Annotated in this window: 17 protein-coding genes and 1 pseudogene; 6 read left to right on the forward strand and 12 right to left on the reverse strand. The window is 52.7% G+C overall.

Going from position 1 to position 24,187, the window contains the following annotated elements; translation table 11 throughout:
• A pseudogene (locus LZ24_RS17620) lies at nt 1–372 on the forward strand (hypothetical protein); the annotation flags it as partial.
• Nucleotides 373–612: 240 nt separating this feature from the next.
• On the opposite strand, the gene LZ24_RS10910 reads toward LZ24_RS17620, so the two are convergent.
• Nucleotides 613–4,221, reverse strand: coding sequence for a proline dehydrogenase family protein (locus tag LZ24_RS10910; RefSeq protein WP_144685340.1), 3,609 nt, complete (start codon nt 4,219–4,221; stop codon nt 613–615).
• A gap of 159 nt (nt 4,222–4,380) precedes the next feature.
• Complete coding sequence (locus LZ24_RS10915) at nt 4,381–5,091, reverse strand: FadR/GntR family transcriptional regulator (protein ID WP_144685341.1); 711 nt, start codon at nt 5,089–5,091, stop codon at nt 4,381–4,383.
• A 280-nt stretch (nt 5,092–5,371) separates the two neighbouring features.
• Here LZ24_RS10915 and LZ24_RS10920 point away from each other — a divergent pair, with 280 nt between their 5' ends.
• Together LZ24_RS10920 and LZ24_RS10925 are read left to right on the forward strand one after the other, a co-directional pair.
• A complete protein-coding gene (locus tag LZ24_RS10920) occupies nt 5,372–6,694 on the forward strand; it encodes a M23 family metallopeptidase (RefSeq protein ID WP_144685342.1) in 1,323 nt (440 codons plus the stop codon).
• A gap of 36 nt (nt 6,695–6,730) precedes the next feature.
• A complete protein-coding gene (locus LZ24_RS10925) occupies nt 6,731–7,495 on the forward strand; it encodes an alpha/beta hydrolase (RefSeq protein ID WP_144685343.1) in 765 nt (254 codons plus the stop codon).
• Between the two features lie 5 nt (nt 7,496–7,500).
• Here the strand turns inward: LZ24_RS10925 and trhA are convergent, their stop codons facing one another.
• From trhA to LZ24_RS17625, 3 genes are all read right to left on the reverse strand, one after another.
• Nucleotides 7,501–8,271: a PAQR family membrane homeostasis protein TrhA gene (gene trhA, locus LZ24_RS10930; protein ID WP_222427613.1), complete on the reverse strand. Its 771-nt coding sequence runs from the start codon at nt 8,269–8,271 to the stop codon at nt 7,501–7,503.
• A 453-nt stretch (nt 8,272–8,724) separates the two neighbouring features.
• On the reverse strand, nt 8,725–9,504 hold the full coding sequence (locus LZ24_RS10935) for a Smr/MutS family protein (protein WP_186443078.1): 780 nt from the start codon (nt 9,502–9,504) through the stop codon (nt 8,725–8,727).
• A gap of 82 nt (nt 9,505–9,586) precedes the next feature.
• Complete coding sequence (locus LZ24_RS17625) at nt 9,587–9,790, reverse strand: FeoB-associated Cys-rich membrane protein (protein ID WP_222427614.1); 204 nt, start codon at nt 9,788–9,790, stop codon at nt 9,587–9,589.
• A 468-nt stretch (nt 9,791–10,258) separates the two neighbouring features.
• On the opposite strand from LZ24_RS17625, the gene dinB reads away from it, so the two are divergent.
• Nucleotides 10,259–11,371, forward strand: coding sequence for a DNA polymerase IV (dinB, locus tag LZ24_RS10940; RefSeq protein WP_144685346.1), 1,113 nt, complete (start codon nt 10,259–10,261; stop codon nt 11,369–11,371).
• A gap of 217 nt (nt 11,372–11,588) precedes the next feature.
• Here the strand turns inward: dinB and LZ24_RS10945 are convergent, their stop codons facing one another.
• Together LZ24_RS10945 and LZ24_RS10950 are read right to left on the reverse strand one after the other, a co-directional pair.
• Nucleotides 11,589–12,401, reverse strand: coding sequence for a substrate-binding periplasmic protein (locus LZ24_RS10945; protein ID WP_186443079.1), 813 nt, complete (start codon nt 12,399–12,401; stop codon nt 11,589–11,591).
• A complete protein-coding gene (locus LZ24_RS10950) occupies nt 12,394–12,876 on the reverse strand; it encodes a YkgJ family cysteine cluster protein (RefSeq protein ID WP_144685348.1) in 483 nt (160 codons plus the stop codon). The genes LZ24_RS10945 and LZ24_RS10950 overlap by 8 nt, the downstream gene beginning before the upstream one ends.
• Before the next feature lie 203 nt (nt 12,877–13,079).
• On the opposite strand from LZ24_RS10950, the gene LZ24_RS10955 reads away from it, so the two are divergent.
• On the forward strand, nt 13,080–14,561 hold the full coding sequence (locus LZ24_RS10955; protein WP_144685349.1) for a sensor domain-containing diguanylate cyclase: 1,482 nt from the start codon (nt 13,080–13,082) through the stop codon (nt 14,559–14,561).
• Here LZ24_RS10955 and LZ24_RS10960 read toward each other — a convergent pair.
• From LZ24_RS10960 to LZ24_RS10975, 4 genes are all read right to left on the reverse strand, one after another.
• Nucleotides 14,558–17,644, reverse strand: coding sequence for an efflux RND transporter permease subunit (locus tag LZ24_RS10960; protein ID WP_144685350.1), 3,087 nt, complete (start codon nt 17,642–17,644; stop codon nt 14,558–14,560). The two genes, LZ24_RS10955 and LZ24_RS10960, sit on opposite strands and share 4 nt — an antisense overlap.
• 3 nt (nt 17,645–17,647) lie before the next feature.
• Nucleotides 17,648–18,907, reverse strand: a complete 1,260-nt coding sequence (locus LZ24_RS10965) for an efflux RND transporter periplasmic adaptor subunit (protein WP_144685351.1) — start codon at nt 18,905–18,907, stop codon at nt 17,648–17,650.
• 428 nt (nt 18,908–19,335) lie between these two features.
• Entirely contained in the window at nt 19,336–20,763 is a 1,428-nt protein-coding gene (locus tag LZ24_RS10970; RefSeq protein ID WP_144685352.1) for an efflux transporter outer membrane subunit, read from the reverse strand.
• Nucleotides 20,764–20,772: 9 nt separating this feature from the next.
• Nucleotides 20,773–21,219 (reverse strand): PaaI family thioesterase, encoded by a 447-nt coding sequence (locus tag LZ24_RS10975; protein WP_186443080.1) that lies wholly within the window; start codon nt 21,217–21,219, stop codon nt 20,773–20,775.
• Between the two features lie 236 nt (nt 21,220–21,455).
• Here LZ24_RS10975 and LZ24_RS17235 point away from each other — a divergent pair, with 236 nt between their 5' ends.
• The gene (locus LZ24_RS17235; protein ID WP_186443081.1) at nt 21,456–21,605 is read left to right on the forward strand and encodes a hypothetical protein; all 150 of its coding nucleotides are present in this window, start codon (nt 21,456–21,458) and stop codon (nt 21,603–21,605) included.
• Nucleotides 21,606–21,774: 169 nt separating this feature from the next.
• Here the strand turns inward: LZ24_RS17235 and LZ24_RS10980 are convergent, their stop codons facing one another.
• The gene (locus LZ24_RS10980) at nt 21,775–24,123 is read right to left on the reverse strand and encodes a sigma 54-interacting transcriptional regulator (protein WP_144685354.1); all 2,349 of its coding nucleotides are present in this window, start codon (nt 24,121–24,123) and stop codon (nt 21,775–21,777) included.
• Nucleotides 24,124–24,187 lie beyond the last annotated feature (64 nt).

Below are 24,187 nucleotides of genomic sequence, written 5' to 3' on the forward strand. Positions count from 1 at the left end.
TTCTGTGTATTATCAAACAAAATAAAAACTGCTGATGAAGCTTTGCATGTTTATCGTGACAAGGATGTTGTAGAGAACTGTTTTGACGACCTCAAAAATCATATGGATATGAAGCGGATTCGAGTTCACTCTGCAGCCGCAATGGATGGAAGGTTGTTCTTACAATTCCTGGCACTAATCTATGTCAGTTCTATACGTTCCAAAATAAAGAAAGACGAAAAAATTAAATATTTTACAGTCAAGAAGGTAATGGAAGAGATGGAAACTCTGGTCAAAATTAAATATTCCAATCGATATGGGCAGGTTTTCACTGAAACAACACCGACTCATCGACGGTTAATGGATCTCTTCAATATAAAGTTGTCTCCATAGTTACAATTTTCGGGAATTCAGGTGTTAAAGCCAGCACCATAGGCATGACAACAACCTGACCAGCAAACTGTGGCTGAGCAGGGTAGTAATAAGAAAGAATATTCTCACCCAAGGGAGGGAAACAGGCTTGCGACCCACCATTTCCTCTATGTCAGTCCCCCTGATTTCCATGCTCCAGACTTATGCGGGTAAAAACAAGCCCAGCGCGAGAAGAGAAAACTTCTGAATCCTTAGGTTTTTTTACACAAGCCCCCTTTCACCAAGGTTGCCGTAACGGTGGTAAGTGTGGCAGATGCTCTGCTCCCTGAGGTACTGCAGCAGCTCAATGCGGCCTTCCATGAAAACCGGCACCCTTGCCACATAAAAGCCCGTTTCTGCGGCTTTCTTGAGAAGTCCTTCGGGAACCCTGTCTTCTGCGGCATAACGGATGCGGTCAAGGGATGGAATACGCTCTCCAAGGGCCTGATCCGTTTCACGCAGCACAGCTGCACCCTGCAGCAGTTTTTCCGCCCAGTGGGTAGTCAGAAAATCCACCACCCTTCCTCCCATATCCGGTGCCATACTGAGCTCAAAGGGACAAGCCGTTATACGGCAGGCCGCTATTCTGGCCAGAAGATCAAAAAGACTGTCCTTTTCATGGATACGGATCACCACCCTGCCCACAGAGCGGTAACGCACAAGGTTGTCCTGACCCCGCAGCCGGAAATAATCCTTTTCCCTTGAAAATTCCTCCTGCCACCAGAAAAGGTAGCTTTCAACGGCTCTGGAAAATTTAAGGATATCTTCTTTGTCTTCGCCAAAGCCGCCCCACTTTGCCTTAAGGGCCATATCCTGAGCCAGACGCAGCACACCATGGTCAGCGTCAATGGGACCTGCAGAGGGCCAGTCTTTTTCCTCAAAATGCATAAACTGGCTCACATAATTGGGGCCTCCGGCCTTGATCCCGCTGCCCATGGCCGATTTGCCCATGCCACCGAAGGGCTGGCGCAGCACAATGGCTCCGGTGCTGCCCCGGTTGATGTAGAGGTTGCCAGCTTTGATGCTGTCCTTCCACAGGGCCTGCTCCCTTGGGTCCAGACTTTCCAATGCAGAGGTCAGACCATAGCCCGTGGCATTGACAATGGAAATGGCATGTTTCAGATTTTTCGCCCGCATGACACAGAGAACAGGCCCGAAAAATTCCGTTATGTGGGAGTAACTGCCCTCTTTCGTTCCATATTTGATGCCCGGTGTCCAGAGGTAGGGATTATCGCCCACCTGTTCCGGCTTGAGTACCCATTCTTCCCCCGGCTCCAGGGTGGTAAGGGCCCGGAGAAGATCCCCCGAAGGCGGCTGTGCCAGAGGTCCCATTTTAGAACGGAAATCCCAGGGCGACCCCACATGCCAGCTTTTTGCCGCATCCACCAGCTGCTGCCTGAATTTTTCATCATCGTAAACATCCTTTTCCAGAATCAGCAGGGAGGTGGCGGAACACTTCTGGCCCGTGTTGCTGAAGGCGGAATGGATAACATTGGCAATGGCTGCGTCCCTGTCACTCATGGAAGATACAATGGTGGCGTTTTTACCGCCCGTTTCCGCGCAGAGGAAAAGATCCGGCCTGTCCTTTAATATGCGAAGCCCCGTTTCCGTACCGCCGGTGAGAATCACAAAATCCACATCCCTGTGGTTCACAAGGCCCGCACCCACAGAAGATCCGGAACCGGGAAGAAACTGGAGGGTGTTCCGGGAGATACCCGCCTTCCAGAAGGCCTGACAGAGTATCCACGCAGCCAGCACCGCATCACTGGCAGGCTTGAAAATCACGGTATTGCCTGCGGCAAGGGCAGCCACCACCCCGCCGCAGGGAATGGCCACGGGGAAATTCCAGGGAGAAACCACAAGGCCAACCCCCTTGCCCTTCATCTCCATACCGGAAAGCTCTGTGAAACTTTTTGTGGACCAGGGATAAAATTCCGCAAAATCAATGGCCTCACTGATCTCAGGGTCGGCTTCGGAAAAAAGCTTGCCCGTGTTGGCAGCCGCTGCCCCCATGAGATCGGCCCTTAAGACACGAAGCTCCGCCGCCGCCTTAGAAAGATATGCGTGACGTTCTTCCCATGAAAGGGAGCGCCAGCCATCGGGATCCGCCTTGGCCGTAGCCACAGCCTTCTGCACATCCGCATCCGTACCCATGGCAAAGAGGGCTGCTGTAAGTCTCTTCTCACCACTGGCTGTGGAAGGATCCAGCTGGGTCCCTGTTTTTCTTTCCCCAAAAATCTCTTCTCCGGCAATGACAAGGGGAATCTTAAGGGCTTCCTTTTCCTCCTTCACCTCCCACTTTTCCCTTACTTCTGCCGCCCAGATGCGGTTTTCCGCGAGGGTAAAATCCGTATCTGCCTCATTGACAAAGCACTTTTCATGGAAGGTGCCTTTTTTCGCAGAAAGATCTTCACGCCTGCGGTTCTGAATGCGGTGACCTGCAGAACCTGCGGTCTTTCTGTGCCTGCATGCGGCATGGTACTGATTCTCAAGGAACTTCCACTCTTCGGATCCCACATTCAGCTTGCAGGAATAACGCAGGAAATTTTCAGGGCCTGTATTTTCATCCAGCCTGCGGATGAGGTAGGCAATGGCATTGATGAACTGCTCGCGGCCAGCCACCGGCGCATAATAAAGCACAGCCCCCGTGGTTTCCTGAATGGCCCGGCGAACGTGATCTGCCATACCTTCAAGCATTTCAAAGCCCACAAAGGCCGTCACACCATTGGCTTTCGCCCTTTCCCAGGCATAGGCCAGCTCAAAGAGATTGTGGGAGCCGATCCCCAGATGCACGGCCCTGATATTTTCCGGGTCCATGCCATAATCCACCATGCGGCGGTAATTGGCATCCACATCCAGCTTGTTGTCATAGGGAGCAAGGGGCCAGTTATGCAGGGCCGCATCCACCTGCTCCATCTCCATGTTGGCCCCCTTGACCAGACGGATTTTAATGGGTGCCCCGCCGGAAGCCACCCGTTTTCTGGCCCAGTCCGTCAGCTGCTGCTGCATGGGCCAGGCATCGGGAAGATAGGCCTGCAGCACCAGACCTGCGGAATGGCCCAGAAACTCCGGCTGATTCAGCGTGCGGCAGAAGGCTTCCGCTGTAATGGCAAGGTCTCTGTATTCTTCCATATCCAGATTGACAAATTTGGGGGTCAGGCTGCCGTCGGGATGGGAATAATGGTAGGCGGCGGCTGTGCGGTAGAGAAGGGAGAGCCTTTCCACCAGAACCTGTATGGTTTCTTCAAAGGCAAAGGAATTGATCTGGGAATAGATGGTGGATATTTTAACGGATATATACTCAATATCCGGGTTTTTCAAATCCTCCACATAGGTTTTCAGGCGCTCGGCGCACTCCCCTTCACCCAGAACCGCCTCGCCCAGATGGTTGATGTTCATGCGGACACCCTCGGCCCTGCGTGTTGCCAGATGGGCATGGAGGGCTTCCGCCTCACCCGGTACAATGGACCGGCTGCTCTGTTTGCGGATGGCATCAATCAGTTTGGGAACGGATATTTTTGGCAGATGACGGCCTGCACGGCTGAAAATCTGTGCCAGTATCTTCTCCTGAAAGGAGAAAAAACGGGGCACACCGTCCTTTTCCAGAATGTGCACCACCTGTTCCGCCACCTTTGAAAAATCCGAAGAACGGAAACTCCGGTCAATGAGCTTGGTCAGGGTGACCTTATCTTCCGGACGGTTCAAAAGCTTTGCCATCTGGGACTGAATCCGCTTTTCTTCGTCCGTCAGAAGGCCGTTGGCCCGGTTCTGCCACTCACGGGCCAGCCCTGCGGCTTTTTCAATTACCGGATCCAGTGTTGTCTCTGTCATATCTTCCTCCTTTACCATCAAGTGTCGTGGTGACAATTCATAAGGATCACTCAGCCCGGCACAAAGGCAGGCAGACTTCGTACCTTTCAGCATCACGCCATCGCCTGCCTTAGGGACAGATCCGGCCTGCTTCCAAAAGGGACCTATAAAGCCCGCTCCTCACTTCCCACTGTCAACGATGTACCCGTCATAGCGACCCAGATGGGCCTGCATGCACCTTATGGCCTCTTTTTCATCCCCTGCCGCCACCGCATCCACCAGCAGACAGAGGTCCCCATAGTTTCCCTCAAGGGTGTCTTTGTCTCTGGGTACATAGCGATCAAAGTAGGGATGAATATTTTCGTGAATGGTCGCCTGAATGGTTCTGTACACCTGATTGCCGGCTATTTCCCCAAGGGTCAGGTGGAAACGGTTGTCTGCGGCAATCACGGCCTCCCAGTCAAAGGGCTCTTCAAGGGCCTGGGCCATCTCCTTTAAAAAATCCTTCAGAATGAGAATGTCATCAAACCCGGCCCTGCGGGCGGCAAGACCGGCAATACTGGCTTCCAGATCTTTCCTGAACTCGGCCAGCTCCGCAGGGGAAACCTTGTTTCTTCTCAAAAGCAGGGCCAGCCCCTCGGTGACCGGTGCCGTTCCCACCTCCCTTACAAAGGCACCGCCACCCACCCCCAGCCGGATTTCAATGAGTCCTTTCTGCTCCAGCACGCGCAGGGCTTCCCTCAGGGTTCCCCGGCTCACGTCAAAAATTTCCTTCAATTCCCTTTCGGGCGGAAGCTTGTCTCCCTGCACCACACGGCCCTCAAGGATGGCATCCTGAATCTGTTCCACCACATCCTGAAACATCCGGTTCTGCTTTGCTTTTTCAAACATACAAGTCCCTTGCCCATTTCCTTTACAGAAAAAAATAAACAGCAGACGTCTAATGGTTAGACCTTTATACATGAACACAAAGGCCGCCGTCAATCTTTCCTTAAAGGCCATAAGATCTTTGACAGGCCATACTTGATCGTGGTAGAGGCAATGGTGATAATGATATATTACAATTTGAGAAGATTACAAAAGTCAGGAAAGTTTCGGGGCTGCGCCGCTCTGGCACGAACCCGGTTGACCCTAAAAAACAATAACCAGCAAAACAACAAAAGACTTAATTATGAAATATATCTTTGCATCATGCCTCCTTCTTGCAGGCAGTTTTCTTTTTTTCCAGTATGGATCCACTTCAGACATCTTCTTTGGCCAGACACCCAAAACCCAGGAAATGGAAACGCTTACGGAAGCTGTCTGCAGTGAAATCCCCATGGATGATCCGGAGTTTGATCCTGCGGCATTCGCAAAAAAAACAGCACCTCTGGAAGAGATACACGAGGGAACCGTCAGGGCCGGAGACACGGCCAGCCGTATCCTTTCTCCCTGGCTTTCTTCTTCCCGCATCCATGAGCTGGCAGAAAGCAGCCGTCCTGTATTTGATTTAAGACGCCTGCGGGCAGGCAGGGAATATAAAATAATCACCCTGGACGGCGAGTTTGCAGGATTTGAGTACAGCATCAACAGGAGTCAGTACCTCAGTGTGGAGCTGGACAAAGAAGGTTTCCATGCAGAAGTAAACGCCCTCAGTTTTGACATTGAAACGGCAACCGTAAACGGTATCATTGAAACCAGTCTGTCCGAAGCCATGCAAACGGCAGAGGATATCACCCTTGCGGTCCGGCTGAGCAATCTTTTCGGGTGGGAAATTGATTTTGCAAGGGATCTTCGTAAAGGGGACAGCTTTTCCGTAGTCGTGGAGCGGCGCTACCACAACGATACCTTTCAGGGCTATGGCAATATCCTTGCCGCAGAGATCATCAATCAGGGGAATCGCTACGATGCCTTCCGCTTTGAAAATGAAGACGGTTCCGCAGATTTTTACAACTCCCAGGGCCAGAACATCCAGCGTTTTTTCCTGAAAAATCCGGTCCCCTTCAGCCGAATCACCTCTGGTTTCACCCACCGCCGCTGGCACCCCATCTTAAAAGAATACAGACCCCACTATGGCGTGGATTATGCCGCACCCACAGGTACACCCATTTACGCAGCAGGCAGCGGAACCATTCTGCAGACAGGCCAGAATGCAGGCGCCGGACGCTATGTCCGCATCCGTCACGGCAACGGCTATGAAACCGCCTATCTGCATATGTCCCGCTTTGCAAGGGGAATGCGCCCCGGCAGAAAGGTCAGTCAGGGGGATGTCATCGGCTATGTGGGCCAGTCCGGCCTTGCCACAGGCCCCCATGTCTGCTTCCGTATGACCAAAAACGGTGTGCCTGTGGACCCCACAAAGGTGGATTCCCCCAGAGCCTCCGAGCTTCCCGAAGAACGCAGGCAGGAGTTTACCGCTCTGGTGGCCAGTCTGCAGCCGCAGCTTGGCGTACACTATGCGGAGCTTAAAAAACCTGAACCGCAAAGCAGCAAGACAGAAAAAAAATCCATGTAATCATTCATATGGCATTGCACATCAGAGGAAACAGCCATGGGGACAAAACTTTCTTTCATTCACGGTATGTGGGGATCTCCGGAAATCTGGAGCAACCAGAAAAAATTTTTTGAAAAAAAGGGTTATGCCCTGAGCATACCTGCCCTGCCCCATCACAGGCCTCCGGGAAATCCTGAAAAGGTGGCAGGCTGGGGTATTGCAGACTATGTCAGCGCCCTTGAAGAAGAGCTGGCCCCGGATGCTGAAAACACCATACTGATCGGCCATTCCATGGGGGGGCTTCTGACCCAGATCCTTGCCCTGCGCCACCCATTCAAGGCCATCCTTCTCATCACACCGGCACCGCCTGCAGAAGTTCCCGGCTTTGATCCTTCCGCCCTCATCACCTTTCTTCCCCTTGCCTTTCTCGGTGATTTCAGGAAAAAGGCCCTGCCTCCGAACCCCAGAAGTTTTCACCGCATCAGCGGCGGCAGGCTGGCTCCGGAAACAGAAAAGCAGCTTTTCAGCTGCCTTGTTCCGGAATCCGGTAAAGCCTTTTTTGAAATGGCCTTTCCCTATTTTGCGTCCTCAGCCAGCACATCGGTTCCGGCTGCAAAAATCCATTGCCCTGTGGCCGTATTCTGCGGTGGCAAAGACCTTGTCACGCCGCCCTCAGTGGTAAAAAAAATCCACCGCTATTATCCCAAAGCCAGACTCTTTTATTACCCGGATCTTTCCCATGGCATGATATGGGAGCCGGAATGGGAAGAGGTGGCTCAGGATATGCTGCAGTGGATTCAGGAAGTCGAAAAAAAGCACTGAAGAAACTATGCGGTCCCTGCCTGAAAATAAATATGGTAAATCATTCCATAATGAAATGCGCCACCAATGAGTACCATCACATGGAAAAGCTCATGGAAGCTGAAAACCCCCGGAACCATCCGGGGTTTTTTTATGGCATAAATCAGGCCGCCAAGGGTAAAGGCAACCCCGCCTGCAAACAGAAGACTCACCTGCAGGGCCGTCATGTTCCCAAGCACCTGATTCATGGGAAAAACAGCGGTCCATCCCATGGCCAGATAAACGCCTGCATAAAAAGTACGGGGAGCCCTTGGAAAAAAGACCTGACTCAGAAAACCAAAGGCCACAAAACCCCATTGCAGACCGATCATTCCCCATCGCCAGCCGCCCTCCAGACAAAAGTAGGATATGGGCGTATAGGTTCCTGCAATCATAAAAAAAATGGCCATGCGGTCCATTTTCCTCCAGAAGGAAATCTCATTTTCTTCCTGTTTGAATGCATGGTAAAGGGCGCTGGCAAAAAAAAGAAAGGTTACGGAAAGGCCATAAATCAGGGCAGTAATCAAAGCCTCCCTTGATGAAGCCGCCACAGGAAGAAGGAAAAAAGTACCCGCAAGGGCGGCAATTCCTCCAGCCAGATGGGAGTAGCAGTTAAACAGTTCCTGTCTCTTGGTTACCATGTTTTCCTCCTCCTTATCCGCAAAGGCCCCTGTCCTGAAAGGGCATCTGCGACCGCCGGTTTCCCGGATAAAACGGTCATCCCAAAAAAGAGAACACCCCGAAAAAGCGTTCATCATGCATACAAACTTCTTTTTTAGGGCTGAGCATAGTCTCTCTGCCGGGGAAGAAAACATAAAACAGGGTTTGTGATAATTGTTTTACAATGAGGTAAGTATTCAGCACAGTTTTCCAAGCACCATAGCTGCAAGACAGATGCACAGGCCCCAGGCTATTTGCCCGTGACGCAATCTTATTCGGGAGCTTCTTGCCCTGTGCGGAAGCGGCAAAAACTCCCCGCCACAGGCAGGATAAGCGTTTTGATTACCATAGCAGGCTTAAGCACGCTGCCTTTGTGGCGGCTCAGACAGTTTGCCGCTTCTTTCGCACAGGCCTGCAAAGCTCTGATCCGAAACGATTGCAATGTCACTTGCAAATAGCCACGGAGCCTTGCAACAGTACGAAGCTGCTGTAACTGCAGCATTGGCAGTTCGGAATTACTGTGCTGAATAATTACACAAAGAGCAGAAATCTCAGATTTCGGGAAGCTTGACCAGAACAGCACCGCTTTTCCGCTTGGTTTTAGCTTCCCAACGGAACATCCTGATTTCTCCGGTCTTTTGCATATGGGTCAGAAACTCTTCCGCATAATCCCGGAGCACCCCATTGCCCCCTTCCGAGTGAAGCCCCTTGCCGGTAATGATACGCATCACAGAGACCCCCTCCACACGGGCCGTAAGGATGGCAGAACGCATACGCACATCTGCCTGTGCGCTGTTCAGGCCATGGAGATCCAGGGTCTTTCCCGGAGATGTCCAGACCACAGGCTTCGGCTTTTCCACAACTTCTCCTATAATCTCAGGCTCTGGCAGATCCGGCTCCTGTACGGGTCCCTCTTTTTCAGGATCTCCGCCCATCAGTACAAAAAGATCTGCATCCGTATCCAGCACAGGGATTTTTTCCTTGATTTCCGGAGAAGGAGGGGCTGCTTTTTTCCGGAAGCGCATGCGTCTTTTGGGAGCTTTTGGAAGGGATGCACCGCTGTCCTCTGGGGGAGTATCGGGGCCGGGCGCTTGCTTTTCCGGTAAAGCCTCAGGCAGAGGCGCCTTTTTTTTTATGGTATTTTTTTCGGATACCTCTTCAGAAGCCTTTGCTGGAGGCAGGACGGGAGACTTTTTTTTCCGGGTACGGGTATCTTTTGTCTTTTTTGCCCGGACCTTTCTTTTTTTTTCAGCAAGTGAAACAGGATCATCCTGTTTTTTCTCTTCCCTGTGCCAGATTTTTCTCCACAGACCCAACAACCAGTCCTTCATGGGCATCCTTTCAAACGAAACAAAACACGGATTGTAAATATGGTTTGCAAAAATCAGGGCGATACTTTCTTTTTTTCCGGATTCATTCCCCTGTATCCTTCAGGCAGGAATTGCAGGGCAAGGCGTTCGGTGCTGATTGTATGCCCGCCCTTTCACAGCCGGAAGGACGGCAACTGCAGCCATGGCCACATCCCTTATCCCCGTGCCTTGGCCTGATCCTTCGCAGGCACAGGGCTGCCAACCCAAAAACAATAAGCCCGATAATAAGGGTTTCAATAAATACCATGGGAAAACCTCCTTTTTTAAACTTATAAAATATATAGCCCCGCCTAAAAAGGTCAAGAAAATCCCAAAAAATGTCCTTTTACATCCACAGGGGAGGCATCCATAATCAGCACCTGAAAAAAGGCAGAAACTCAGCGCGTTTTTCTGTTATACTCAGCACGGTCATTTTTGAGACAAAGTAATGAACATCATGGATATTTACTTTCTCCCCTCACCCCGGCACTCAGGCCAACAGTCTTCAGTTCATTGGACAAGTCCAGTTTTTGGCCTGTGTGCGGGGGGTGAGGGCTTCATCAAAAAAGTCAGAATAGCATCCCAGTTTTTGGATGTTTCACAGATGAGCGTTTGAAGTATAACAGAATGCCAGACAGACCCATGAACACCAGACCCTTTTTACCGGCACAGACGGCCATTGGCCTGCCCCGGACCGTTAAGACCTCAGACATAAAAATCTTAGTCCTGTCAACCCATGTATCATAAAAACAAGAATGAAAACCCGCCTGCCCTGCGCAAAATCATCCATGTGGATATGGACGCCTTTTATGCTGCCATTGAACAGCGGGACAATCCGGTGCTGAAAGGTCGTCCCGTCATCGTGGGCGGCAACCCCAAAGGCCGTGGGGTTGTGGCCACATGCAGCTATGAGGCCAGAAAATTCGGCATTCATTCGGCCATGTCTGCGGCGCAGGCCATAAGAAAATGCCCCCATGCCGTTTTTATCCGCCCGAGAAAAGAGGTGTACGCCGCCGTTTCCAGACAGATTTTTGCCATATGCCAGAAATTTTCCAACTGCATTGAACCCCTTTCCCTGGACGAGGCCTTCCTTGATGTCAGTGAGGATATCCTGAACCTTGGCTCTGCCACCCGGACAGCAGAAAAACTTCTGGAAACAATCCATAAACATACGGGGCTGACCGCTTCCGCAGGTGTTTCCTTTAACAAATTTCTGGCCAAGGTGGCCTCGGACATCCGTAAACCCGCAGGCCTCACCGTCATCCGGCCCGAAGACGCCCCGGCCTTTCTGGAAAAGCTTCCGGTACGAAAATTCTTTGGCGTGGGTAAAACAACGGAAAAAAAGATGCACAGCCACAATCTTTTTACGGGTGAAGATATCAAAGCCATGGGCGAAGAAAAACTGAAAAACCTTTTCGGTAAGGCAGGAAAGGAATTTTATGCCTTTGCCATGGGCCGGGATGACCGGCCTGTCATGGCGCAGAGAAGCAGAAAGTCCATAGGAAGGGAAGTCACCCTGGAGAGGGATATCCGGGACACAGGGGCCATGCTTGCCATTCTAAAAACTCTGGCGGAAGATGTGGAGGCCAGTCTTGTCCGGAAAAAACACGCCGGTCACACCCTCACGCTGAAGGTAAAGTATCCGGATTTCCGCAGCGCCACCCGTTCCATGAGCTTTCCCTGCCCCCTGTGGCGTGCGGAAGACATGATGGAAAAAATGCCGGAACTTCTGGCCCGTACCGAAGCCGGAGAAAAAGCCGTCCGTCTCCTTGGCCTTGCCATATCCCAGTTCCCGGATACGGAACAGACAAAGGGACAGATGCTTCTTCCCTTTGTATTCCATAAGTAACTGTTCAACACTATTTTCCAGGTACCATACCTGCAAGGCAGATGCACAGGCCTGCAAAGCTCTGATCCGAAACGATTGCAATGTCACTTGCAAATAGCCACGGAGCCTTGCAACACTACGAAGCTGCTGCAATTACAGTATTGGCAGTTCGGAATAAACCGTGCTGAATAATTCCTTCCATAAGACCCCGGAAAACCTCTTTACCAGAAGGTAAACCCTACGGCCTTTCCAGCACAATTTCTCCGGGCTGTTCCCAGGCTGAGGCATAAAAACCCGCCACCTGCCACTTTTCGTGCAGCTTTTCCAGCTCACCGGATGCCAGCAGACGGGCCATACCCCTATCAAAAAGATCCATCAGCTCCAAGGAAGAAGGCTTGTCCGAAAAGGCCAGATAGGCCTTCTGCCCCCAGAGGGGAGCAACACGGTAAACCAGCGTATCCACCATGTGCGTATCCACATAACGGTCCACATCGATGCGGGAGTCAATGAAGGCATCCACCCGGTCTGCGGCCAGCAGACGCCAGGGATTGCCATCATGGGGAATTTCCATCCTGTGCATGACAATACCCTTGAGGGGATTTCTTAAATGGTAATCATAGCCCCTGAACCAGACAACGGAACGTCCCCGAAGGGAATTCTGCCCCTTCCAGTCCGGAAAACGCTCCCTTTTAAACACGGCCACGGTGTATTCAATATAAAGGGGCAGAGCCGGAACCCTGAGACCTGCGGCATCGGCATCCTCTCTCCATACACTGGGCATGGCATCGGCATGGGCATTTTTCACAAGGTTCAGGGAGCGGTTCCAGTTGGCAAACTCCCATGACACCTTCACGCCTTCGGGTTCATATATTTTTTTTAAAATTTCAAAGAAAAACCCCGTACCATCGGCATGGGTCTGCCCTGCCCACTCCGGCGTGGCAATGTGAATCACCGAAGAAAAATCATCAGCCCTTGCCTTAAAAGACAGAGAAAGTAAAACCGCAGACAGCAAAAAAAGGATGCACCGGAACACATGTTTTTTTTCACTCATCCCCATCCTCCCCAAGAAGCCGGACCTCAGAACCATCCGCCCCCCCAAAAGAAATCAGATGGGCTTCCAGATCCAGGGCATAAAGATCCATCTCCCTGACGGAAAAGGCCCAGTCTCCAACGCCAATACCCGGAGGCAGCTTTGTGTGCGGATTCTGCAGAAGGGGATGCCAGAAAGGCAGATCCCGCCCCTCATGCAGACAGCGGTAGGCACAGCTTGGGGGCAGCCAGTCCGGGTGATTTTTCAGGCAGTCACAGATGGCAAGGCATTCGGCTTTGCTGCTGAAGCGTTCGGCATAAATCCGGCACCTGCCCGATTCAAGGTCCAAAAACTCACAGGCCAGCCGGGTATAATATATACGGTTTGTCTCCTCTTCCTCCATTTTCACAAGGCAGCACCTCCCGCAGCCATCACAGAGGGACTCCCATTCCTCCCTGCTCATCTCTTCCAGCTTTTTCCTTTTCCAGAAATCCATGGGGTCTCCCGGCTGCGGTCTGTCAGGCTTCTGCCATGCAGAATCTTGAAATGCTCAAAAAGAATCGAAAACAAGAAAACTGTTGAGATTTTTAATATAATAATGATAATAAATCCCTTTTAAAAAATACACCACAGATTTTTTTAATCCTAAAGATCCGTCGGTCAGAAATTAAGAAACAGACTCTTACAAGAGAATATACGATGTCAATATTCGAAAAAAGCAGCAACCCGAAAATCATGGCCTATGGACTGGGCTTTTCCGCCATGGCAGTCATTCTTCTGCTCATGGCGGGCAATGCCTTTCTCCACTATCAGGACACCTTTCGGGCAGGGGAAAAAAAAGCCCTTGAGTTTTCCCGCATGCTGGCCCTCAGTTCCACCCAGAAACTGGGCGGAATACGAATTCTTTTCAAGGGCATGGCCATAACCATGGATGCCTGCCTGCAGAGCGGAAGTCAGGCGGCAGGCTGCAGGGATATCAGTCTTCATCTCAGAAAGCTGAGCCTGCATGAGCCCCATATCATGGATCTTCTCATCATAGATCCCGAAGGAGACATCCTGCACTGGAGCGGAGATCCCCCCATACCGGATATCAAAAACCGCCCTTATGTGAGCATTCACCATACAGACCGCCACGAAGGACTGGTCATCAGCCCGCCCATACAGTCCATAAGGGAGCATAAAAAATGGTTTTTTGCCATCTCACAGGCCTACTACTCCAGTGAGGGGCATCTGAAATATATCTTTGCCGCCCTCATAGAACTGGAAGTTCTTCTTCAGAGTTACGAAAGCATCCTCCTGCCCGAAGGTGGAACGGCGGGCCTCATTATGGACAACGGCCAGATCATCCTCCGTATACCGGATCATGAAAACTATGTGGGAAAATTTGCCCACATCATTCCCATGAATATGGAACCGGACAAAAACAGGGTCATTTATGGTATGGGCCTTGACAATACACCAAGAATCCTCGCCTTTCAGTCCATTGATCCCTACCCCATGGCCGCATGGGTGTCCCTGTCCAGAAAGCAGATGATCGGAAACTGGTGGCGACAGGGCAGGACAACAGCGGGCATCAGCCTGCTGACGCTCTTTTTTTTCTTCTTTCTCACCCACTCACTGGCCAAAGCCCTCAAGCGTCAGGAGCAGGAAAAACATGCCCTTGTCACCCTGGCAGGCACCGATGCCCTCACAGGCCTTGCCAACCGCAGACAGGCCCTTTTGAGTCTGGAGCGGGCCATGGCAAGATCCAGACGCACGGGCCGCCCCCTTTCCATCATCATGCTGGATCTGGACCATTTCAAGGCCGTCAACGACACCTTTGGCCACCCAAGAGGAGATGCCATCCTGCAGCTTGCCGCAAAAAACATCGAAAAACGGTTGCGTTCCTCGGATCTTGCCGCACGCATAGGGGGTGAGGAATTCCTTGTCATCCTTCCGGACACGGACCTTGCCGGCGCCAAAATCCTTGCGGAATCCCTGCGCCATGGCTTCAAGGATCATCTGAAACTGCCCAAGCCGGTTCCCTGGAAGATTTCTGCCAGCATAGGGGTTTGCAGCATGAACCCCGAAGACACGGCAGACTTTCTTCTCTGCCGTGTGGATGCCCTGCTCTATCAGGCCAAAAAAAAGGGAAGGGATCAGGTTGTCTCGGAAAATGGGGAAGAATTCCAAAGCAATTAAGCACCCCTGTTCTTTTTAAAAAGATCTGCAATGTCTTCCAGCACCATATAAAAGGAAGGCACCAGAATCAGAGTAATAAAAGAAGCGAAAAGAATACCGTACCCAAGGCTGATGGCCATGGGAATGAGGAAACGGGCCTGCCTTGAGGTTTCAAAAATCATGGGAGCCAGCCCTCCGAAGGTGGTCAGGGTGGTCAGCATGATGGGACGAAACCTAGAAATCCCCGCCTCCCAGATGGCCGGAAGGGTCTCCACCCCCTGTCTCCGGCTGCGGTTGGCCCGGTCAATCATCACAAGGGAAGCATTCACCACCACACCGCAGAGGGCCACCACACCAAAAAGGCTCATCATGGAAAGGGAATACCCCATGATGAGATGACCCGCAAGGGCCCCCACCAGACCAAAGGGAATGCAGCACATGATGATCAAAGGCTGAAAGTAACTTTTAAAGGGTACGGCCAGCAGGGCATATATGGCCACCAGCGCCATCAGAAGCCCCATGAAAAGACGCTCGGTGCTTTCCTTCATATCCGCCTGTCTGCCTTCAAAGCCCGCATTCAGGCCCGGATACCTGTGCTTAAGATCCGGCAGCACCTCCGCCCTCAGGGTCTCCACCACCTCGCCTGCCCGGAAAGCCGGTGTCACATCCCCTGTTACGGTGAGAATACGGCGTCCCTCCCGCCTCCGGATTTCCGTATAGGCCCGTCCCTCTTCCAGACGCACCACCTCCCGCAGCAGAACCTCACCCCCCGCAGGTGTACGGATAATCAGATCCTTGAGATGCTCCATACGCAGGCGTTCCTCCGCAGGAAGACGGACACGGACGGTAATTTCATTCCTTCCCCTCTGGAAACGCAGGGCCTCCACACCCTGAAAGGCAGCCCGCACCTGTCTTGCCACTTCCCTTGCCGTCAGGCCCAGACGTTCTCCCTCGGGGAGCATGACAAAATCCAGCTGCTTTTTCCCCCTTGCCGTACCGTCATCCACGTCACTCACAAGGGGAAAGTCCATGAGCTGTGCCGCCAGATACCTCCCCGCAGCCTCCAGCGTATCAATATTCCTGTGGGAAAGCTCCACGGTCAGGGCCTTGCCCGAACCCGGCCCCCCCCGGTCCGCCTGAAAACTGATGGTTTCAATTCCAGCCAGCCTGCCCACATCGGCCCGCCACTGCTGAACCAGTGCCGTGGTCCCCACGGGCCTGACATCGGGCGGGGTAAGGTAAATTCGCACCTGTATGGTATTTTCCCGGATTCTGGAAAAAATCCCTAAGGAAAGCTCTTCTCCGCCGTTTTCCGCCACAAGCTTTCTCGCCGAAGCAATGATCCGGTCATGTACCTCCGTGGCCCGCTGGCTGGAAGATCCATAGGGGATCACGGCCTCACAAAAAGCAAAATCCGACTCAATGCGGGGAAAAAGCTCCATGCCCATGCGACCGCTCTTCACATAGCCAAAAGTTGCCAGCAGCACAGCCACAGCCGTGGCAAGGACCAGATAACGGTGGGCCAGACAGCGGCTCAGGAGGGGTCCGTAAAACCCGTTAATAAAACGGATGAGCCCCTGACTGAAGGCATGCTGAAAATCCGAAAACCTTGCAAAAATCCCCCCTTTGATTTTCCTCTGATGGGCCAGATGGGCCGGAAGGATAAAAAGACTTTCAATGAGGGACATGAAAAAAACGGCCACCACCACCACAGGCAGTGTGCCGAATATTTTACCCAGCATCCCCGGAATAAAGGCGATGGGTAAAAAAGCGACGATGTTGGTCAGCACGCTGAAAGTCACCGGAACAGCCATTTCGCGGGCACCCTGAATGGAAGCATCCATAAAGGAAAGCCCCCGCTGCCGCAAAGAATACACATGTTCCCCCACCACAATGGCATCATCCACCACAATCCCAAGGGTGACGATAAAGGCAAAAAGGGTAATCATGTTTATGGTGAAATCTGTCATGGGAAGAAAAAGAAAGGCTCCGAGAAAACTGATGGGTATCCCCAGACTCACCCAGAAAGCCAGCCGGATCTCCAGAAAAACAGCCAGAAGAACAAAGACAATGAGAAGCCCGATGCCTGCATTGCGCAGAAGAAGATCCGCACGCTGCTCAAAGACTTCTGAAAAATCACGGACAACATCAACATGAATGCCTTCGGGAAGACTGCTTGCAAAATCCCTGAGAGCGGCCCGACTTGCCCTGGAAACGGAAATGGGTGTTTCATCCCCTACCCGGTACACATTGACCATCACCGAAGGGTAGCCATTGAAATACGCCCTCACATCCGTGTCTTCAAAATCTTCCTCCACACGGGCAATATCCCCCAGCAGCAGCCGTGAACCGTCTGTGTGGGTCATAATGGCAAGATCCCTGTAACCGGCCGCGCTGTATACTCTGCCCTTCATCCGCAGAAGAATCTCGCCGCCTTGCGTATCCAGACGCCCTCCCCCCATCTCCACGGATACTTCCGCAAGCTTTCTGGCCACTGTCTCCAGGGTGATGCCATGGCGCCTCAGATTTTTTTCAGGGATCCAGACGGAAATTTCATGGTCCCTTACCCCCTCCAGAGCTGTCTGGGTAATGCCCTCCTCTTCCAGAAGCCGGTCCCGGAGAAGTTCTGCGGCTTCCCGCAGTACCCTTTCTTCCGCTGAACCGTAAACCGCAATGGAAAGCACCTCCCGCATTCTTGCATTCACAACAACACGGGGTCTTTCCGCACCTTCGGGGAAGGTAGTGATCCTGTCCACCTCCCTCTGCACGTCCTGGGAAAACCTGTTGATATCCGTGCCTTCAAGCACTTCAACCTGCAGCCTTCCCATGCCTTCGGAAGCAAAGGAAACAAATTTATCCACCCCCTCCAGCCCCTGAACGGCCTCCTCAAGGGCCAGCACTATCCCCTGTTCCACTTCTTCAGGACCAGCACCGGGATAGGCCACGCTGACCGTTACCATTCCCAGATCAAAGTCAGGGAAAACCTCCTGCTTGATGCCCGTGAACATGATAAGACCACCCACAAGGCAGGCCACCATGAGAAGATTGGCTGCCACATTGTTACGGGTCATCCAGGCAATGGGGCCCCCTGTCTGCTTTTCCATATCCTATTCCTTTTTTGATCTTTCAGGCTTTCGGGGAGCTTTTTCCCATTCTTTTCCCATGTTTTTTTCCTGTGAGACACTGTTTTTCTGCACCTCCGGCTCCACGGACATCCCTTCCACAGCCAGACCCAGATCGGAAATGACCAGCAGACTGCCTTCTTCAAGATCCGGGGCAATGTAGATCCCCCTCCCATCACTAAACAAAGGCTTTACGTCAATAAAACGCAGACGATTTTCCCCGTCCACAAGCCAGATCCGGGAGCCCTCCCTCAGACTGCCATGGGGCAGATAAAACCCCTCTTCAAAACGGCGGCCCGCCACTTCCATGGAAAGAAAATCACCAAGAAAAAGCGGGGGCAAAGGGCTTTTCAGGCCCAGAGGGTCTTCCACCCTGACGAGCATGCGGGCCATGCGGGTATTTTCCGTGATATCCGGAAGAATCTGAAAAACAAGCCCCTGCCGCTTCCCGCCAGCACTTCGGATATCCACATGGGAAGGTCCTTTTTCATGATTTTCCGTACGCAGGACAGAGGTCCGGTCCCTTGGAATCCGTGCTTCTATCCAGAAAGCATCCCTGCCCGCAAGACTTGCCAGAACTTCACCGACAGATACCCGGCTGCCCGCCACCACATGACGGCGGGTCAGCACACCATCGAAGGGGGCCTGAATGCGGGTTCTTTCCAGTTGAATTTCCGCCATTTCCAGATCTGCCCTTGCGGAAGCCAGAGCCGCTTCCATCTGACGCATCTGGGGCTTTCTCAGGGTCAGCTCCGTTGCTGAAAGGCTCTGGCCAGTGAGACCTTCCAAAGTTTTCACCTCGGCTTCGGCCATGGCTGCCCTGCCCCTTTCCAAATCCAGATCCGCAGCAGCCCTGTTCACGGCTGCCGCTGCCCTGTCCAGAGCAATGCGATAATCCGCAGGGTCCACCTTCAGCATCAGTGACCCCTCATCCAGATATCCGCCCGGAAAAAAGTCTCCGGACATATAAACCAGTGTGCCTGCCAGCGGACTCCGGATATCCACCTCCCTTTCCGCCACAACGGTACCCATCACAGAAAGCTGCTCCACGGCCGCTTCCTTCTGCAATGGCAGAACCGTTACAAGGGGAGTGGCCTGCACAGCCGGTCTCCTCTGGGCCGCAGGCCGGGTTTCCATAAAATACCGCCCAAGACCTGCCCCCATGGCAATAATCACAAGGGATAAAAAAACTATGATCCACAGGGACCGGCGGGAAGCTGGCGGCTGATGAAGGGATGGTGTCATGAGAATATACTCCCGGAAAACGGTTGTTCTGATCAGAAGAAGCCCTGCTCCTGCAAAACATTTTTAGTAATTATTCAGAACATTTTATCTTGAAAAATTGTTCATTAACTTCAGAATTTTGGTTCCAGACAAAGGCAATCGGGCTGTTTGTGAGTGACATTGCAATCGTTTCGGATCAGAGCGTCGCAGACCTGTGCGAAAGAAGCGGCAAACTGTCTGAGCCGCCACAAAGGCAGCGTACCAAGGTCTGCCATGGTAATCAAAAAGCTTATCCTGCCTGTGGCGGGGAGTTTTTGCCGCTTCCGCACAGGGCAAGAAGCTCCCGAATAAGATTGCGTCACGAACAAATGGCTCGGTTGTCTATACACCTGATTGAAAGTATTCAATTTGTCAAAGACAGACTTAAAGGCCCGCCCTGCGAAAGATTTTTACGGTAAGGTGCCTGCAGGGTCAGCCGGCCGGCCTGCCCTCGCCCCTTCCTCCCACCACTGCCCTCCCAGGGCACGGTGCAAAGCGATACGCGCCTGCATACGGACAGCCTGCTGATTCACAAGGCGCTCCTCCAGATCCCGTATCCGGCTGCGGGCCGTCAGCACGGCATCAAAGTTATCTCCGCCCAGCCGGTAACGGCGCAGGGCTTCTTCCAGTGTCACACGGGCCGCATCCAGACGCAGGCCGGTCTCCCGTAAAAGGGCCTCCTGGCGTTCTTCCCGGACAAGGGCATCCTCCACCTCCCTGATGGCGGTCAGTACACTGCGCTCATAGGCCACCACCCTTTCACGGACCACAGCCTCGCTGCGTGCCACATTGGCCCTGCGCCGGCCTCCGTCAAAGACCGGTATGGCCAGACCCGCAGCCGCATCCAGAAGCCAGCCCTCCCCCAGAAGGGAGAGGCCCGCTGCGGTCAACCCGCCCCGGCCCGAAAGGGTAAGACCCGGAAGACGCAGGGCACGGGTGGCTTCCATATCCCAGCCCGCAGCCATCAGCCGGGCCTGGGCCGCACGTATATCCGGTCTTTTTTCAATAAGTTCAAGGGGCAGACCCGGAGCAGGCAGGGCAGGAAAGGAAATATCCCTGCCTTTTTCTGCCCCTTCCATGGAAAAATCCGATGCCGCCCTGCCCGTAAGAAGGGCCATGCGATGTTCCAGCAGACGCAGCTCTCCCTTAAGATCCGGAATACGGGATCCCACACCCAGCACCACTTCCTTCTGGCGCAGGATATCCAGAATGCCTGCCATGCCCCGGTTAAAACGGGCCTCCTCAATGGCCAGAAGGGCCTTTTCCTCGGCAAGCTGCCCTTGGGCAAGATCCATGAGAAAAAGGGTGTGTACATACAGAACCCAGGTATCTGCCACACTTGCGGCCACGGTCATGGCCGCAGCTTCCAGATCCCCGCGGGTGGCGCGGAAACGCTCGCCCTCTGCGGCGGATGCTGCTGCCACACGCCCCCAGATATCCACTTCATAACTGGCAGCAAGAAAGCTGTTGTAACGTTCCGTGGTCCGGACCTGACCGCTTTCACTGTTCCTTGCCCTCTGCTGCCCGGCTTCAGCACTGAAATCCAGATCCGGCCAGAAACCGGACCTTCCCGCTTCAAAACCGGCTGCTGCGGCATCCAGCCTTGCCAGGGCTTCACGGATATCCAGACTGGAACGCAGAGCCTCTTCCACAAGGCTATTGAGCTCACAACTCCCGAAACCTTCCCACCATTTCTCTGCGGGCAGAGCACCGAGGCCCCCTTCTGCGCCGTAGGTATCCGGCAGGCCCTGGGGCAGAATCTCCGGAAGATCCGGCTGCCTCACCCCGCAGCCCCAAAAAAACAGGACCGTCAGCAGTATACAGAACCGTCTGCTCACATCTGCCCCCTAAAGGAAAAACATCCGGGAATGTGCCTTTGCCGCCAGCCGCATGCGACTGTCTCTGGCCTCGGCTTCCATCACAAGAAAACGGGCAGATTTTTCCACAAGGCTTACCCGTATATCAAAGCTGACATCCCTGACCATCAGGGGGCGTAAAAAGGTGCCGTTCAGTTCCAGACTCACCGCAGCCCTGCCCGACTCAAGGATGGAAAAAGGTCCGAAAACATTGTCAAAGGCAGCCATGAGAAAGCCTCCCTGCAAAGACCCTGCGGGATTGGCCAGTTTTTTTTCATGCATGAATCTGCAGGAAAGGGAAGTATCCGGAACATACTCCGTAAACATGCCGCTCAGGGTCTCAAAGCAGGGAGGCAGGACAAAGCCCTCCCCCAGATTGCGGCCCATGCTTTCCAGCTTTTTTAAAATACCTTCATGGGAATTGATTTTTTCCTGCACAGCCTTCTCCATTTTCCATATTTTTCAAGGCAGCCCCAAAATATCCATCCTTCTTTTACCCGATCTGATCAAAAATGCCAGAAGCGTCAAGTAAAGTTGGGTAAAGAAAGGGCCTTGCCAAAAAAGAAAGGAGGCGTTAAAGCTGCGGATGCAAAGGGCTTTTCAGGTGTATTATGGCCGAATCCTGAATTGCAATTCATTAAAACGAGGACAACTTCATAGAAGGGAGAACACAGATGTACAGATCCGAAACAGGCAGTCCGGAGCGAACAAAGGGCATGAAAACAGAAGAAGGTGGCTCCATATCAGAAAAAAGCTGTGACATCTACACAGACCCGGAAGAACTTCGCCTCATTGAACGGGCCTTGTCCGGTATCTCACAATAAAAAATCTGATTACCACCCTGAGCTTATCCGCCCGTTGGCAGGCCCATGGTGCGCACTTTCATTCGGGCAGGTTTGAAGGCCTGCCCTGCGAAGGGTTTTTAGGTCCCTGTTTTAAGGGGCATCCCTTACAGGTGCCCGATTAACGGTGACGGCTTCAGCTAAAAACCCTTCAGTTTTCATTAAGAAGGCCGAATTTCTTCATTTTGGTAAACAGGGTCTTTCTGTGAATACCCAGACTTTCTGCCGCATTTTCCCTGTGCCACTGATGACGGTGCAGGGCTTCCACAATGAGCTTTTTCTCATAGGCATCCACCCTCGGAACAAGGGCCCCAACCTTTTCAGCCTCTCCCTCATCCTCGGCAAAACCCTCCCTTTCTCCCAGAAAATCAAGGTTCCCCAATGAGAGATAACGCTGCACCGCATTCTGCAGTTCCCGGACATTGCCCGGCCAGTCATGGCTGGAAAAGGCTTCGAGAAGCTTACCCGTCACCGGCGGAAGCACCCTGCCCGCACCATATTTATTGAAAAAATGATCCATGAGAAGGGGCAGATCCTCCTTGCGGTCCCTGAGGGCAGGAAGACGTATGGGAACAATATGGATTCTGTAGAAAAAATCTTCACGCATACGGTTTTCCCGCAGAAGATCGTAAAGATTTCTGTTGGTTGCGGCAATGACACGGATATCCGGTTTCAGGGTTTCCGTACCGCCCACAGGGGTGAATCCTGCCCCGTCCAGCGCCCTGAGCAGCTTGATCTGCATGGCCAGAGGAATTTCTCCGATTTCATCGAGAAAAAGCGTACCTCCGTCCGCAGCGGCAAGATATCCCTGCTTATCCCGGTCCGCCCCGGTAAAGGCCCCCTTCTTATGACCAAAAAAAGCACTCTCCGCAAGATTCTCACTGATGGCTCCGCAGTTAACGGCAACAAAGGGCCCCCGCACCCTTTCACTCATATCATGGATGGCTCTGGCCGTGAGTTCCTTGCCCGTACCGGACTCCCCGTAAATGATCACACTGCTGCTGCCCGATGCGGCTTTAAGAATCCTTTCATAGACATCCTGCATCACCTGACTTTTTCCCACCAGTCCGCCAAAATGCCAGCGCTCCTGCATGGCGGAACGGAGCCGCCTGTTTTCTTCCCGCAGGCTTTCTTCCCTTATCATCAGGGCGGATTCGGCAGCTTTCCTTTCCGTAATATCCATAAAAACAGCCTGTACCCGACCAACGGTACCATCAAAGGAAGCAAGGGGTGCATAAATCACCTCATACCAGCGGCCCTCTTCGGGAAAAAAAACCTCCTTACGCACGGTCTCACCGGCAAAGACCCTTCCCACGGGACAGCCCGTGCAGGGTTTTTTACGCTTATAAAAAATGGAATAGCAGTATTCACCCTCAGGATTGTACCCGGACTGTGAAACCAGACGGTGGTTGGCAAAAATCACCCTGCCCTTGATATCCCTTACAAAAACAGGACCGGGGAGATGATTGACAATGGCTGCAAGCTGAGCTTCCCGCTCATGCAGAAGATTTCTCGCCTTCTTGGCTTCCGTGATATCCATGAAAGAGGCAACGCTCATCAGCGAACCTTCAACCATACCCACCTTCATGAGGATATCTTTGATTTCTCCCTTCCGGTTCAGAAACTGACACTCATACACGGAAGGTGCCCGCCCCGGTTCCGTGCGCCGCCACACATGGTAGTTTTCCATGCGTTTGACATCTTCGGGAACCACAAAATCCTTCCATTTTTTCCTGCCAAGGATTTCCTCGCGGGTATAGCCTGTCATCTTTTCAAAGGTGGCATTACAGAAACGGATGTATTCATTGTTCTCAATGAGGATGGTTCCTGTCCCTGTGTTCTCAAGCACGCCTGCGTAACGGGCCTCTGCCATGCGCAGGGCCTCTTCCACCCTTTCCCGTTCCAGCTTCTGGTGCAGATGATCAATGCCGCTGGCCACATCACCGGCAAGGTTTGACAGAAGAAGGCATTCCCTCTCCCCGAAGGCCCCTTTGGCGAAGGAATAAAGGGTCAGGGCGCCAATGGGCTTTTTCCGTCCTTCCACAATAAGGGGAATACTCAAAACAGAGCGGAAACCATGCTCCACCGCTGCCAGAATCCACTCCTCTGAAGAACCACGGGAAGAACTCTCCAGCTCCCGGTTCAGAAAAGTCTTCCCCGTACGTGTGGCACTCCCCGTTGGTGTGCCGGAACCCGGCCCCGTCTCCGCCCATGAAACCTGCATGTTTTCCAGATAATCCTTCCCATCCCCCCAGCAGGCCACCTTACGGACGGACAGACCTTCATCCTCTTCCCTATACCCTACCCAGCAGAGGGCATAGCCGCCCATGGCCACCAGTGCCATACAGATTTCCCGCAGAAGATAGGACTCGTCGCTGGCCTTCAGAAGGGCATGGTTGCAACGCCTCAAAAAAATAACGAGGGTCTCCAGATCCTTCAGGGCCAAAGACTTTTCCTTTCCTTTTCCAGACACCATATCCGCATATTCTTCCCAGTTCATTTGATTCTATCCATTAAGCAGGTCGGGGTTACAGGATTCAGTGCAGCGCAGGTGAGCGCTGCCA

This window comes from Desulfobotulus alkaliphilus, assembly GCF_007830435.1.
Taxonomy (GTDB): domain Bacteria; phylum Desulfobacterota; class Desulfobacteria; order Desulfobacterales; family ASO4-4; genus Desulfobotulus; species Desulfobotulus alkaliphilus.